This window comes from Stutzerimonas stutzeri (assembly GCF_000935215.1).
Lineage (GTDB): Bacteria > Pseudomonadota > Gammaproteobacteria > Pseudomonadales > Pseudomonadaceae > Stutzerimonas.
Window position 1 is genome coordinate 1 of record NZ_JXXD01000067.1, and the last position, 14,739, is coordinate 14,739.

12 protein-coding genes are annotated in these 14,739 nt (G+C 63.6%); 9 read left to right on the top strand and 3 right to left on the bottom strand.

Translation table 11 applies throughout. The features are described 5' to 3' along the window. On the bottom strand, positions 1-1,783 hold a 1,783-nt coding region (gene typA, locus LO50_RS08570), incomplete at its 3' end, for a translational GTPase TypA (RefSeq protein WP_044314714.1). Positions 1,784-1,950: 167 nt separating this feature from the next. Next, positions 1,951-3,405 carry a tRNA uracil 4-sulfurtransferase ThiI gene (gene thiI / locus LO50_RS08575; protein ID WP_044314715.1) on the bottom strand — a complete coding sequence of 485 codons (1,455 nt, stop codon included), beginning with the start codon at positions 3,403-3,405 and terminating at the stop codon, positions 1,951-1,953. Positions 3,406-3,743: 338 nt separating this feature from the next. Between thiI and glnA the strand changes: the two genes are divergently transcribed. The 5 genes from glnA to ntrC all read left to right on the top strand — a co-directional run bounded on the left by glnA (position 3,744) and on the right by ntrC (position 9,174). Beyond that, on the top strand, positions 3,744-5,150 hold the full coding sequence (glnA, locus tag LO50_RS08580; protein ID WP_014821904.1) for a glutamate--ammonia ligase: 1,407 nt from the start codon (positions 3,744-3,746) through the stop codon (positions 5,148-5,150). Positions 5,151-5,314: 164 nt separating this feature from the next. Next, positions 5,315-5,863 carry a DUF4124 domain-containing protein gene (locus tag LO50_RS08585; RefSeq protein WP_044314716.1) on the top strand — a complete coding sequence of 183 codons (549 nt, stop codon included), beginning with the start codon at positions 5,315-5,317 and terminating at the stop codon, positions 5,861-5,863. Then, entirely contained in the window at positions 5,860-6,489 is a 630-nt protein-coding gene (locus tag LO50_RS08590) for a DUF4124 domain-containing protein (RefSeq protein ID WP_044314717.1), read from the top strand. The genes LO50_RS08585 and LO50_RS08590 overlap by 4 nt, the downstream gene beginning before the upstream one ends. 169 nt (positions 6,490-6,658) lie before the next feature. Continuing rightward, on the top strand, positions 6,659-7,741 hold the full coding sequence (gene glnL, locus LO50_RS08595; RefSeq protein WP_014821907.1) for a nitrogen regulation protein NR(II): 1,083 nt from the start codon (positions 6,659-6,661) through the stop codon (positions 7,739-7,741). Continuing rightward, the gene (ntrC, locus tag LO50_RS08600; protein WP_044314718.1) at positions 7,738-9,174 is read left to right on the top strand and encodes a nitrogen regulation protein NR(I); all 1,437 of its coding nucleotides are present in this window, start codon (positions 7,738-7,740) and stop codon (positions 9,172-9,174) included. Before glnL ends, ntrC begins: the two co-directional genes overlap by 4 nt. A 51-nt stretch (positions 9,175-9,225) precedes the next feature. Here the strand turns inward: ntrC and LO50_RS08605 are convergent, their stop codons facing one another. After that, positions 9,226-9,675 carry a hypothetical protein gene (locus LO50_RS08605; protein ID WP_003280959.1) on the bottom strand — a complete coding sequence of 150 codons (450 nt, stop codon included), beginning with the start codon at positions 9,673-9,675 and terminating at the stop codon, positions 9,226-9,228. Here LO50_RS08605 and LO50_RS08610 point away from each other — a divergent pair. The 4 genes from LO50_RS08610 to hslU all read left to right on the top strand — a co-directional run bounded on the left by LO50_RS08610 (position 9,674) and on the right by hslU (position 14,727). Then, the gene (locus LO50_RS08610) at positions 9,674-10,156 is read left to right on the top strand and encodes a tRNA (cytidine(34)-2'-O)-methyltransferase (RefSeq protein ID WP_014821910.1); all 483 of its coding nucleotides are present in this window, start codon (positions 9,674-9,676) and stop codon (positions 10,154-10,156) included. The genes LO50_RS08605 and LO50_RS08610 overlap by 2 nt on opposite strands. 90 nt (positions 10,157-10,246) lie before the next feature. Next, complete coding sequence (locus tag LO50_RS08615; RefSeq protein ID WP_044314719.1) at positions 10,247-12,619, top strand: FdhF/YdeP family oxidoreductase; 2,373 nt, start codon at positions 10,247-10,249, stop codon at positions 12,617-12,619. Positions 12,620-12,739: 120 nt separating this feature from the next. After that, entirely contained in the window at positions 12,740-13,276 is a 537-nt protein-coding gene (gene hslV, locus LO50_RS08620) for an ATP-dependent protease subunit HslV (RefSeq protein ID WP_014821912.1), read from the top strand. A 107-nt stretch (positions 13,277-13,383) separates the two neighbouring features. Continuing rightward, complete coding sequence (gene hslU, locus LO50_RS08625; RefSeq protein ID WP_044314720.1) at positions 13,384-14,727, top strand: ATP-dependent protease ATPase subunit HslU; 1,344 nt, start codon at positions 13,384-13,386, stop codon at positions 14,725-14,727. Positions 14,728-14,739 lie beyond the last annotated feature (12 nt).

Genomic DNA, 14,739 nt, shown 5'->3' on the forward strand with positions numbered 1-14,739 from the left:
CGTTGAGGTACTTCTTGCGCAGGCGGATCGACTTCGGCGTCACTTCCACCAGCTCGTCGTCGGCGATGAATTCCAGCGCCTGCTCGAGGGTGAACTTGATCGGCGGAACCAGGGCGATGACTTCGTCCTTGCCGGAAGCGCGCATGTTGTCGAGCTTCTTGCCCTTGGTGGGGTTGAGCACCAGGTCGTTGTCACGGCTGTTGATGCCGCACAGCTGGCCTTCGTAGATCTCGTCGCCCGGCGCCAGGAACAGCTTGCCGCGTGCCTGCAGGGTTTCCAGCGAGTAGGTCAGCGCGGTACCGGTGGCCATCGAGACCAGCACGCCGTTCTGGCGGTTGGTCACTTCGCCGGCCTTGATCGGGCCGTAGTGGCTGAAGGTCGAGGTCAGGATGCCCGAGCCGGAAGTCAGGGTCAGGAAGTTGTTACGGAAGCCGATCAGGCCACGCGCCGGGATGGTGTATTCCAGGCGTACACGGCCCTTGCCATCCGGAACCATGTTGCTCAGGTCGCCCTTGCGCAGACCCATCTGCTCCATCACCGGCCCCTGGTGCTGCTCCTCGATGTCGATGGTGACGTTCTCGTACGGTTCCTGCTTCTCGCCGGCCTCGTTCTCGATGATCACCACTTCCGGACGGCCTACGGCCAGCTCGAAGCCTTCACGACGCATGGTTTCGATCAGTACCGACAGGTGCAGCTCGCCACGACCGGAAACCTTGAACTTCTCGGGGCTGTCGCCCGGCTCGACGCGCAGGGCGACGTTGTGCAGCAGTTCCTTCTCCAGACGGTCCTTGATGTTGCGGCTGGTGACGAACTTGCCTTCCTTGCCAGCGAACGGCGAGTCGTTGACCTGGAAGGTCATGCTCACGGTCGGCTGGTCGACGGTCAGCGGCGGCAGGGCCTCGACGGCGTTCTGGTCGCACAGGGTGTCGGAGATGTACAGCTCATCCATGCCGGATACGCAGACGATGTCACCGGCTTCGGCTTCCTGCACTTCAACGCGCTGCAGACCGGAGTGGCCCATGATCTTCAGAATGCGGCCGTTGCGCTTCTTGCCGTCGGCGCCGATGGCGGTGACCGGGCTGTTGGCCTTGATGGTGCCGCGAGCGATGCGGCCGATGCCGATCACGCCGAGGAAGCTGTTGTAGTCCAGCTGCGAGATCTGCATCTGGAACGGACCGTCGAGGTCGACCTTCGGGGCCGGAACGTGGTCGATGATGGCCTGGAACAGCGCATCCATGTTGTCGTCCATCTTCTCGTGGTCCATGCCGGCGATGCCGTTCAGGGCACTGGCGTAGACGATCGGGAAGTCCAGCTGCTCGTCGGTGGCGCCGAGGTTGTCGAACAGGTCGAAGATCTGGTCGATGACCCAGTCAGGACGCGCGCCCGGACGGTCGATCTTGTTCACCACGACGATCGGACGCAGGCCGGCCTTGAACGCCTTCTGGGTCACGAAGCGGGTCTGCGGCATGGGGCCGTCCTGGGCGTCTACCACCAGCAGTACGGAGTCGACCATGCTCATCACGCGCTCGACTTCACCGCCGAAGTCGGCGTGGCCGGGGGTGTCGACGATGTTGATGTTGTAGCCGTTCCACTTCAGCGCGGTGTTCTTCGCCAGGATGGTGATGCCGCGTTCCTTTTCCTGGTCGTTGGAGTCCATCACGCGCTCGTTTTCCAGCTCCTTGCGATCCAGGGTACCGGACAGACGCAGCAGCTTGTCGACGAGGGTGGTCTTGCCATGGTCGACGTGGGCGATGATGGCGATGTTGCGTAGATTCTCGATCACTGATTCTTTTCTCTGTAGATAGCTTCGAGCTGAGGCTGGAAGCTGGAAGTAGTCCGGACGAAGACAGTCTGTCCGAGGGTTGTACGGCCTGGCCTTGCGATCAGTGCCGGTCGGGAGGGCGGTGGCGGATGCTGCCGCCAAGCAGCCCCGGCTGTTTCACCGATGAGTCAGGCCGGACGATAGACGCGTACATTGACATGCCCCTCGCTCAGCAGATGGTGAGCATGCAGGCGGCTCATGACACCTTTGTCGCAATACAGCAGGTACTGGCGGTTTTCATCCAGCTCCTTGAATCGGTTGTTCAGTGCGTAGAACGGCAGCGTCTGAACTTCGATGCCCGGCAGCTCGAGCGGTTCGTCCTCGGCGCTGTCGGGGTGACGAATGTCGAGTATGACCTGGCCAGCGCTCGGCTCGACGACTTCTTCCACCTGCAAATCCTGGCCCAGCTCGTCGATCACGCGGTCGATGGCAACCTGGCGGGCATTCGCCAGCGCACGCTCCAGGATAGCCATGTCGAACTGCTTTTCTTCGTGCTCTATACGATAGCGCTTGGCCTTGGTGGTCGGGTTCACCGAGATCACGCCGCAGTACTCGGGCATGTTCTTGGCAAACTCGGCGGTGCCGATCTCGAAGGCGGTGTCGATGATGTTCTGCTTGTGGCTGGCGATCAGCGGGCGCAGCACCAGCATGTCGGTGGCCGAGTCGATTACCGAGAGGTTCGGCAGGGTCTGGCTGGAGACCTGCGAGATCGCCTCGCCGGTGACCAGCGCGTCGATGTGCAGGCGCTCGGCGATCTGCGTCGAGACGCGCAGCATCATGCGCTTGAGGACGACGCCCATCTGGCTGTTGTCGACCTTCTGCAGGATTTCACCGACCACTTCCTCGAACGGCACGCTGATGAACAGCACGCGGTGCGAGCTGCCGTACTTCTTCCACAGATAATGAGCGACTTCCATCACGCCCAGCTCGTGGGCACGCCCGCCGAGATTGAAGAAGCAGAAATGCGTCATCAGCCCGCGGCGCATCATCTGATAGGCGGCGACAGTGGAATCGAAACCGCCGGACATCAATACCAGGGTCTGCTCCAGCGCACCCAGCGGGTAGCCGCCGATGCCGTCATGCTGCTCGTGCACGACGAACAGGCGCTGGTCGCGGATCTCCATGCGCACTTCGACTTCCGGTGTTTTCAGCGAAATACCGGCGGCGCCGCACTGCTGACGCAGCTGGCTGCCAACGTGGCGCTCGACGTCCATGGAGCTGAACGGATGCTTGCCGGCACGCTTGCAGCGCACGGCGAAGATCTTGCCCGGCAGGCGCTCGGCGTAGTGCGCCTTGCATTTGGCGACGATGTCGTCGAGATCGCCCAGCGGGTACTCGTGCACTTCCAGGCAATGGGCGATGCCGGGCGTGCAGCGCAGGCGCTCGATCATATCGCGCAGCAGCTTCGGCTCGCTGCGCACGGTTTCCACCTCGATGTTGTCCCACACGCCCTCGACCCGCAGGTCGGGATCAAGCTCGCGCAGCACGGTACGGATATTCTTCGCCAACTGACGAATAAAGCCCTTGCGCACCGGCGGACTCTTGATGGTGATTTCGGGGAAAACCTTGACGATCAGCTTCATGGAAACAGCGCGGCGCCGACGTGGCAGGAAAAGAGGGGCGCGGAGTATAGCGGAAACTGCTCAACATTTAACCGCTTTCTTCAAACGCAGCAGAACGCACCAAAAGAATGCACATTACCGGCGAGCCGCACCAATACCGCGCATCAATCCAGTGCAGCAGCTACGCTTTGAGACGCGCAAACGCTGCCGCAGCGCTGCCAGAGGCCTGCAGTCCCAAGAAAGAGCACTGGCATGCAATTTGCTCTCTTGTGAGGCAGGTCGCCTTGGCGGAACATCGCCGCCCGGCTTCACCCTGATTCGGAAGCTCACTGTCACGCTTCCACCACTTGGAGAACACCATGTCGAAGTCGCTTCAACTGATCAAAGATTACGATGTGAAGTGGATTGATCTGCGCTTCACCGATACCAAAGGCAAGCAGCACCACGTCACCGTTCCGGCTCGTGATGCCCAGGATGAAGACTTCTTCGAGCACGGCAAGATGTTCGACGGCTCCTCCATCCATGGCTGGAAAGGCATCGAAGCCTCCGACATGATCCTGATGCCGGTCGACGAAACCGCCGTGCTGGATCCGTTCACCGAAGAGCCGACCCTGATCCTGGTATGCGACATCGTCGAGCCGAGCACCATGCAGGGCTACGACCGCGATCCGCGCTCCATCGCCAAGCGCGCCGAAGAGTTCCTGAAAGGCACCGGCATCGGTGACACCGTATTCGTCGGCCCGGAGCCGGAGTTCTTCATCTTCGACCAGGTCAAGTTCAAGTCGGACATCTCCGGCTCGATGTTCAAGATCTACTCCGAGCAGGGCTCCTGGATGACCGACCAGGATGTCGAGGGCGGCAACAAGGGCCACCGCCCGGCCGTCAAGGGCGGCTACTTCCCGGTTCCGCCGTGCGATCACGACCACGAAATCCGTACCGCCATGTGCAACGCCATGGAAGAAATGGGCCTGGTCGTTGAGGTTCACCACCACGAAGTGGCGACTGCCGGTCAGAACGAGATCGGCGTGAAGTTCAACACCCTGGTTGCCAAGGCTGACGAAGTTCAGACCCTGAAGTACTGCGTACACAACGTCGCCGACGCCTATGGCAAGACCGCGACCTTCATGCCGAAGCCGCTGTATGGCGACAACGGTTCGGGTATGCACGTACACATGTCCATCTCCAAGGATGGCAAGAACACCTTCGCTGGCGAAGGCTATGCCGGCCTGTCCGAGACCGCCCTGTACTTCATCGGCGGCATCATCAAGCACGGCAAGGCGCTGAACGGTTTCACCAACCCGTCGACCAACTCCTACAAGCGTCTGGTCCCGGGCTTCGAAGCACCGGTCATGCTGGCCTACTCGGCCCGCAACCGTTCCGCCTCGATCCGTATTCCGTACGTTTCCAGCCCGAAAGCCCGTCGTATCGAAGCGCGCTTCCCGGACCCGGCTGCCAACCCGTACCTGTGCTTCGCTGCACTGCTGATGGCTGGCCTGGACGGCATCCAGAACAAGATCCACCCTGGCGATGCAGCCGACAAGAACCTGTACGACCTGCCGCCGGAAGAAGGCAAGCTTATCCCGCAGGTGTGCGGCAGCCTGAAGGAAGCCCTGGAAGAGCTGGACAAGGGCCGCGCATTCCTGACCAAGGGCGGCGTGTTCTCCGACGAGTTCATCGATGCCTACATCGAGCTGAAGTCCGAGGAAGAGATCAAGGTGCGCACCTTCGTGCACCCGCTGGAATACGACCTGTACTACAGCGTCTGATCCAGCTCGCGTGACAGGAAGGCCACCCTCGGGTGGCCTTCTTCGTTTCTGCAGTCCGGCGGCGATTCGTGCAGCTTGTCACGCCTCGCAAATCCCACCGATCCCACTTGCCTGCAACTCGGCGCAGTGCAAGGCTTCGGCAGTCCAACTCCGCGGAGCCTCCCATGCGTAGCGCACTGTTCAGCCTGCTGTTCATTCTCAGCCTTCCGGCCTTCGCCGAGATCTACAAGTACACCGATGCACAAGGCAATACGGTGTTCACCAATCAGCCACCGGAGGGTGTCCAGGCCGATACCGTCGACCTGCCGCCAGCCAATACGGTAAATATCCGCACGCCCGAACCGCCGCCACCGCTGCCGGACAGCCAGCAGACGCAGTCGGCCCCTTACCAGACACTGATGCTGAGCGGGATTCCCGATGAAGAAGCCCTGCGCGCCAACAACGGCACCTTCGTCGTCAGCGCGCTGGTGGAGCCGCCGCTACGACCCGGCCACAGCTTGCGCTTCGTGCTGGACGGCATTCCCCAGGCTGCCGCAAGTGCCGCAACCTCGCTGCAACTGAACAATGTCGAGCGGGGCGAGCATCGCCTGCACGTCGAGGTGCTGAGCGGCGAGAAGGTCATCCAGCGCAGCCAGCCGGAGCTGTTCACCGTGCAACGGGTGAATACCTCCAGCCCGGCATTGCGTCCAAAGCCTACGAGGCCTGCTCCTTGATCATCCTGCGGCAGACCCTGGCCGTCGTACTGCTGGCGGCCGCCCTGCCCTGCCTCGCCGGCGTCTACTCCTATGTCGACGCCGAGGGCAATCGGGTCTTCACCGATCGCCCGGCCGGCGAGGCGGCCGAAGAAGTACACCTCAAGCCGTCCAACAGCATGCCTGCGCCGCCGATGCCGGCCGCACGCCCTACGGAGCCGGCAGCACCGAAAGCCGCGAGCATCATCTATCAGTTGCACATCCTCAGCCCGACGGCGGACGAAGCGATCCGCAACAACGCCGGCAATTTCAGCGTCACCGTGCAAGCCGAACCGACGCTACACCCCGGCCACGCCTATCAGGTACTGCTCGATGACCAGCCGTTCGGCGCACCCGGCGAACAGACTTCCTTCGCCTTGAGTAACGTCGATCGTGGCACCCATCAGCTGGCGGTGGCTGTCGTGGATGAACAGGAGCGAGTCCTGCAACGCACCGCGAACCAGCCCTTTCACCTGATCCGCACCTCGCTGGCCCAGCGGCGCATGGTCAATCCTTGCCAGAAGGCCGATTACGGCGTTCGCCCGGAATGCCCGCTAAAGGACAAGCCGGTGGAAAAACGCGACATTCCCTTCGTGCCCTTTCTATGATCATGGGGTGCACCTGTTTGGTGCGCCCATCAGGTGAGCGGATCGCTCGTCACCAATTTGGGTCACCGGACAGCCCGTAGGGCTGCAGCATCACGCCGATCCGCGCCGCAATGGCGCGTTTGGTTTGGTTCTTGCATTTCCTGCCTGAACTTCCGGACGCAGACCAGCCATGATCAACGAAGCCCTGCAACGCCTGCTGATCGAGAATCTGACTACCGCGACGCTGTTGCTCAACTCGCGCCTGCGCCTGGAGTACATGAACCCGGCTGCCGAAATGCTGCTGGCCGTCAGCGGCCAACGCAGCCACGGACAGTTCATCAGCGAGCTGTTCACCGAGTCGCCGGAAGCCCTGGCGGCCCTGCGCCAGGCGGTTGAAGAAGCCCATCCGTTCACCAAGCGCGAAGCCACCCTGACCTCCGCCACCGGCCAGACACTGACCGTGGACTACGCGGTGACCCCGGTACTGACCCGGCAGGAAACCATGCTGTTGCTGGAAGTGCTGCCGCGCGACCGCCTGCTGCGCATCACCAAGGAAGAGGCCCAGCTGTCCAAGCAGGAAACCACCAAGATGCTGGTGCGCGGCCTGGCCCACGAGATCAAGAATCCGCTGGGCGGCATTCGCGGTGCGGCACAACTGCTGGCCCGCGAGCTGCCCGAAGAACACCTGAAGGACTACACCGAAGTCATCATCGAGGAGGCCGACCGTCTGCGTAATCTGGTCGACCGCATGCTCGGCTCTAACAAGCTGCCGTCGCTGTCGATGACCAACATTCACGAAGTGCTCGAACATGTCGCCAGCCTGATCGAGGCGGAATGCCAGGGCAGCATCATTTTGGTGCGCGATTACGATCCAAGCATTCCCGAAGTCCTGATGGACCGCGAACAGATGATCCAGGCCGTGCTCAATATCATGCGCAACGCCATGCAGGCACTGGCCGGGCAGAACGAGCTGGGCCTCGGCCGTCTCACCCTGCGCACCCGCACACTGCGGCAGTTCACCATCGGCCATATTCGTCATCGCCTGGTGACACGCATCGAGATCATCGACAACGGCCCGGGGATTCCCGCCGAACTGCAGAACACGCTCTTCTACCCGATGGTCAGCGGCCGCCCGGACGGAACCGGCCTGGGCCTTGCCATCACCCAGAACATCATCAGTCAGCACCAGGGTCTGATCGAATGCGAGAGCCATCCTGGCCACACCGTGTTCTCGATCTTCCTACCGCTGGAACAAGGAGCCACATCAGCATGAGCCGAAGCGAAAACGTCTGGATCGTCGACGACGACCGCTCCATCCGCTGGGTCCTGGAAAAGGCCCTGCAACAGGAAGGCATGGCCACGCAGAGCTTCGACAGCGCCGACGGCGTGCTGGCCCGCCTCGCCCGCCAGCAGCCGGATGTGATCATCTCCGACATCCGCATGCCCGGCCTCAGCGGTCTGGACATGCTCTCGCAGATCCGCGAGCAGTACCCGCGCCTGCCGGTGATCATCATGACCGCGCATTCGGATCTGGACAGCGCGGTGGCCTCCTACCAGGGCGGCGCCTTCGAATACCTGCCCAAGCCGTTCGACGTCGACGACGCCGTCTCGCTGGTCAAGCGCGCCAATCAGCACGCCCAGGAGCAGCAGAACCAGCAGGAACCGGCCAACCGCCACCACACTCCGGAGATCATCGGCGAGGCGCCGGCGATGCAGGAGGTGTTCCGCGCCATCGGCCGGCTCAGCCATTCCAACATCACCGTACTGATCAACGGCGAGTCCGGCACCGGCAAGGAGCTGGTGGCCCATGCCCTGCACCGCCACAGCCCGCGTTCGGCGTCGCCATTCATCGCGCTGAACATGGCGGCTATCCCCAAGGACCTGATGGAGTCGGAGCTGTTCGGCCACGAGAAAGGCGCCTTCACCGGTGCGGCCAATCAGCGCCGCGGCCGCTTCGAGCAGGCCGACGGCGGCACCCTGTTTCTCGACGAGATCGGCGACATGCCGGCCGATACGCAGACCCGTCTGCTGCGCGTGCTGGCCGATGGCGAATTCTACCGGGTCGGCGGCCACACGCCGGTGCGGGTCGACGTGCGCATCATCGCCGCGACGCATCAGGACCTGGAAACACTGGTGCAGGCGGGCAAGTTCCGTGAAGACCTGTTCCACCGCCTGAACGTCATCCGCATCCACATCCCGCGCCTGTCCGATCGCCGCGAGGACATCCCGGCACTCGCCGAGCACTTCCTCGCCAGCGCCGCGCAGGAGCTCTCGGTGGAAACCAAGGTGCTCAAGCCGGAAACCAAGGATTATCTGCAGCACCTGCCCTGGCCGGGCAACGTGCGCCAGCTGGAGAACACATGCCGCTGGATCACGGTGATGGCATCCGGCCGTGAAGTGCATGTCGACGACCTGCCGCCGGAGCTGCTCAACCAGCAGGCCGAGGCACAGCCCGCGCACAACTGGGAACAGGCGCTGCGCAACTGGTCCGATCAGGCCCTGGCGCGCGGCCAGAGCAACCTGCTCGACGAGGCGGTGCCAGCCTTCGAACGCATCATGATCGAGACCGCGCTCAAGCACACCGCCGGTCGCCGCCGCGACGCCGCGCTGCTGCTCGGCTGGGGTCGCAACACCCTGACGCGCAAGATCAAGGAGCTGGGCATGCGCGTCGATGGCAGCGATGACGATGACGGCGACGACAGCTGAGCGCGGCTGACACCGCATCGTTTTAGCGCCCTGCCAAGGGCGTCACCTGGATCATGGCTGCTTGTCGGCCGCCACCTGCACGGCGATACGCCAGCCACCATCGTGGCGTTCGCCGTGCCATTGCCCCTGCAGTCGCCGCGCCGCCACCAGATGCAGCAACAGGCCTTTCCCGGTCTGCTGCACGCGCCAGGCCAGTGTCATGCCGTCGATCTGCAGCTGTCCGGATTGTGGCTCGCCTTCGGCCTGGAACAGCAGGGCGAACGCCCCTTCTAGATGCTCGTCATATACCTCGGGTTCGCGGTCGAACTGCAACGAAAGGCCTTGCGGCTGCACCTCCACCAGTGCCAGTTGCACCGGCCCGGGCGCGGTGAGCCGGCCGATCATCAGCCCCACCAGCAGCCCGATCAGCACCAGCGAACCGAAAAAGGTCCGGCGTATGCGGCGCATCGGGTCCTGCGCCCCGGTAGAATGCCGCCGGTCTTCAACCTCGGTGCTGCGCATGTTTCACGTGATCCTGTTCCAACCGGAAATTCCGCCCAATACCGGCAACATTATCAGGCTCTGCGCCAATACCGGCTGCCACCTGCACCTGATCGAGCCGCTGGGTTACGAGCTGGACGACAAGCGCCTGCGCCGCGCCGGCCTCGACTACCACGAGTACGCCACGCTGGAGCGCCACGCCGACCTGCCGAGCTGCCTCGCGCGGATCGGTATCGACGCCGCAAACGCGGACGGCCCGCGGCTGTTCGCATTCACCACCAAGGGCTCGCAGCCGTTTCACGAGGTGCATTACCGACGCGGCGACGCCTTGCTGTTCGGCCCCGAAAGCCGCGGCCTGCCGCCGGAGATCCGCGACGCACTGCCCAACGAGCAACGCCTGCGCCTGCCGATGCGCCCCGACAGCCGCAGCCTGAACCTGTCCAACACCGTGGCCGTCGCGGTGTACGAGGCCTGGCGCCAGCACGGCTTCGCCATGGAGTGAGCGGTACAACCTTGTGACAAAGGGTCCTGAACGATCCGCCGTGGTCCCCGTCGTAAACAGACAAGCTCCCTTGGCAGCAGGAGAAACGACGTGTCCCAGACCAAGTTCAGGCCCTACCACGCGCCCGCGGGCGGCTGGGGATCAGCCTACTCCGTCGCCAACATCCTGCTGCGTGAGCGCGTTTCGCCGGCCGGTATCGGTCTGCTGCTCAAGCAGAACAAACCTATCGACGGTTTCGCCTGTGTCAGTTGCGCGTGGGCCAAGCCGCATCCGTCACGACCACTGTCCTTCTGCGAGAACGGCGCCAAGGCGACTGCGTGGGAAACCACGTCGCTGCGCTGCGGCCCGGAATTCTTTGCCAGGCACAGCGTCAGCGAACTGCTCAACTGGAGCGACTACGATCTCGAGCAGCAGGGCCGGCTGACCCATCCGCTGCGCTACGACGCCGCCAGCGATCATTACCGGCCGGTCAGCTGGGATGAGGCCTTCGCCGAGATCGGTGCCGAACTCAAGGCCATGGCCGACCCCGATCAGGTGGTGTTCTACATGTCCGGTCGCGCGGCGCTGGAGACGGCCTACATGTATGGCCTGCTGGCGCGGCTGTACGGCACCAACAACCTGCCGGACAGCTCCAACATGTGCCACGAGAGCACCTCGGTGGCGCTACCGGAGAGCATCGGCGTGCCGGTGGCGACCGTCACCCTGAACGATTTCGAGCACACCGACGGGCTGTTCTTCTTCGGCCACAACACCGGCACCTCCAGCCCGCGGATGCTGCATCAGCTACAGGAAGCCCGTGAACGCGGCGCGCAGATTGTCACCTTCAACCCGCTGCGCGAGCGCGGGCTGGAGCGCTTCGTCAATCCACAGTCACCGCGCGAAATGCTCACACCGGACAGCACGGTGATCAGCACCCAGTATCACCAGCTCGCCATCGGCGGCGACATGGCCGCCATCGCCGGCATGTGCAAGGCGCTGTTCGAAATGGACGACCAGGCCGTCGCCGAGGGTCGCAAGCGCGTACTCGACGTGAACTTCATCGAGCAGCACACCCATGGCTTCGAGGATTTCGAACAGCGCATCCGCAGCTACAGTTGGGCGCAGCTGGAACGCCGTTCGGGGCTCAGCCGCGCCGCGCTGGAAGCGGCAGCGACCGTCTATGCGCGCTGCGAACGGGTGATCGCGCCTTATGGCATGGGCCTGACCCAGCACCGCTACGGCGTGCAGACCATCCAGATGCTGGTCAACCTGCTGCTGTTGCGCGGCAACATCGGCAAGGAAGGCGCAGGCATCCTGCCGGTGCGCGGCCACTCCAACGTGCAGGGTCAGCGCACCGTCGGCATCACCGAAAAAGCGGCAAAGGTGCCGGTGGACAACCTGCGTCGGCAGTTCGGTTTCGAGCCGCCAAGCGATGACGGCGTGAACACCGTGGAGGCTTGCGAGGGCATTCTCGATGGCAGCATCCGCGGCTTCATCGGCCTGGGTGGCAACTTCGTTCGGGCGATTCCCGACACCCTGCTGATGGAGCCGGCATGGCGCAACCTGCGGCTATCGGTACAGGTATCGACCAAGCTCAATCGCAATCACCTGATCACGGGTCAGGTGTCGTACATTCTGCCCTGCCTGGGGCGCACCGAGATCGACCGTCAGGCCACCGGCGAGCAGCGTCACACCACCGAGGACAGCACCGGCTGTATCCGCGCCTGGCGCGGCGCCGCAGAACCCGCTGGCGAACTGCTGCTGTCGGAACCGGCAATCATCGCGCGGCTGGCCAAGGCCACACTGACACCCAACCCAATGCTGGACTGGGACGCCTGGGTCGCGGACTACAGCCTGATACGCGACGCCATTGCCGAGAGCTACCCGGAGATCTTCCACGACTTCAATGTACGCATGATGGAACCCGGCGGCTTCCATCGCCCGCTTGGCGCCAGCGAACGACGCTGGGATACCGAGTCCGGCAAGGCCAATTTCATCAACCCGCCATCGCTGGTTGCCGACCCCGACACCGAAGAAGACGGCCACGAGCAGCACGACGTGCTGCAGATGATGACGCTGCGCAGCAACGACCAGTTCAACACCACCGTCTACGGCTACGACGACCGCTTCCGCGGCATCCATGGCACCCGCGCGGTGATCCTGATGAACCGCAACGACATCGTCCGCCTCGGCCTGGCCGAAGGCGACCGCATCGAGGCGATCACCGTGGTCGACGATGGCGTGCACCGCGCGGTCAGCCCGTTGCGGGTCACACCGTACGATATCCCCGAAGGCTGCTGCGCCGGTTACTACCCGGAATGCAATGCCCTGCTGCCGGTCTGGCACCATGCCGAACGCAGCAAGGTGCCGGCGGCCAAGTCGATTCCGGTGCGCCTGCGCAAGCTGATCGCCGCGTCGGTTGCCGGCGACGTGCCGCGCCAGCCCAGTCGCCCGCAGCTCAGCGAACAACCTGGGCCGGCCTAGCGCCTCGTGCAGAACCACGGCTGTCGACGAACCTCGCCGACAGCCGTTGAAAAGCCGGCAGCAGTCCCCCATATCAACCGCATTCGGGCATTCATCGCCCCGCAGTGTGGAGATTTTCCTTTGACCACCATCGTTTCAGTGCGCCGCAACGGCAAAGTCGTCATGGGCGGCGACGGCCAGGTTTCCCTGGGCAACACCGTCATGAAAGGCAACGCCAAGAAGGTCCGCCGCCTCTATCACGGCCAGGTTCTGGCGGGCTTCGCCGGCGCCACAGCCGACGCCTTCACCCTCTTCGAACGCTTCGAAGGGCAGCTGGAGAAACATCAGGGTCACCTCGTCCGCGCCGCCGTCGAGCTGGCCAAGGACTGGCGTACCGACCGTTCGCTGAGCCGCCTGGAGGCCATGCTGGCGGTGGCCAACAAGGACGCCTCGCTGATCATCACCGGCAACGGCGACGTGGTGCAGCCCGAGGACGACCTGATCGCCATGGGTTCGGGCGGCGGTTTCGCCCAGGCCGCGGCCAAGGCGCTGCTGCTCAAGGCCGGCGCCGACATGTCGGCCCAGGAGATCGCCGAAACGGCCCTGAACATCGCCGGCAGCATCTGCGTGTTCACCAATCAGAATCTGACCATAGAGGAGCTGGACAGCGCGATCTGACAGGCCAATGAGAAACTAGCTGCGTTGGCAATAATGCGCTGCCCGCCTCGCCTAGGTTTTTCAAGCTGCCTGCTCGTTCCCTGCCCAGCTCCCGGAGTATCGAAAAAATGTCCATGACGCCCCGCGAGATCGTCCACGAACTCAACCGCCATATCATCGGCCAGGACGACGCCAAGCGTGCCGTCGCCATCGCCCTGCGCAATCGCTGGCGGCGCATGCAGCTGCCCGCCGAGCTGCGCCAGGAAGTCACTCCGAAGAACATCCTGATGATCGGCCCGACCGGTGTCGGCAAGACCGAGATCGCCCGCCGCCTGGCCAAGCTCGCCAATGCGCCCTTCCTGAAAGTGGAAGCGACCAAGTTCACCGAGGTCGGCTATGTCGGCCGTGACGTCGAATCGATCATTCGCGACCTGGCGGATGCCGCGCTGAAAATGCTGCGTGAGCAGGAGGTGCACAAGATGCGCCACCGCGCCGAGGACGCCGCCGAGGAACGCATTCTCGACGCCCTGCTGCCGCCGGCACGTCCGGTGGGCTTCTCCGAGGAGCCCATGCAGGCGAGCGATTCCAACACCCGCCAGCTGTTCCGCAAGCGCCTGCGCGAAGGCCAGCTGGATGACAAGGAAATCGACATCGAGGTCGCCGAAAGCCCGGCCGGCGTGGAAATCATGGCACCGCCAGGCATGGAGGAGATGACCAACCAGCTGCAGAACCTCTTCGCCAACATGGGCAAGGGCAAGAAGAAGAGCCGCAAGCTGAAGATCAAGGAAGCCTTCAAGCTGATCCGCGACGAAGAAGCCGCGCGCCTGGTCAACGAAGAAGACCTCAAGGCCCGCGCCCTGGAAGCGGTCGAGCAGCACGGCATCGTCTTCATCGACGAGATCGACAAGGTCGCTAAGCGTGGCAACACCAGCGGCGCCGATGTCTCCCGCGAGGGCGTGCAGCGCGACCTGCTGCCGCTGATCGAAGGCAGCACGGTCAACACCAAGCTCGGCATGGTCAAGACCGACCATATCCTCTTCATCGCCTCCGGCGCCTTCCACCTGTCCAAGCCCAGCGACCTAGTGCCGGAACTGCAGGGTCGCCTGCCGATCCGAGTCGAGCTCAAGGCGCTGTCACCGGAAGACTTCGAGCGCATCCTCACCGAGCCGCACGCGGCGCTCACCGAGCAGTACCGCGAGCTGCTGAAGACCGAAGGCCTGCACGTCGAATTCCTCGAAGATGGCATCAAGCGCATCGCCGAGATCGCCTGGCAGGTCAACGAAAAGACCGAGAACATCGGTGCGCGTCGCCTGCACACGCTGCTCGAGCGTCTGCTGGAGGAGGTTTCCTTCAGCGCTGCCGATATCGCCGCCAAGCAGGACGGCGAGGCGATCCGCATCGACGCTGCCTACGTCAACGAGCATCTCGGCGAGCTGGCGCAGGACGAAGACCTGTCGCGCTACATCCTCTAACCGTCGCGGCCG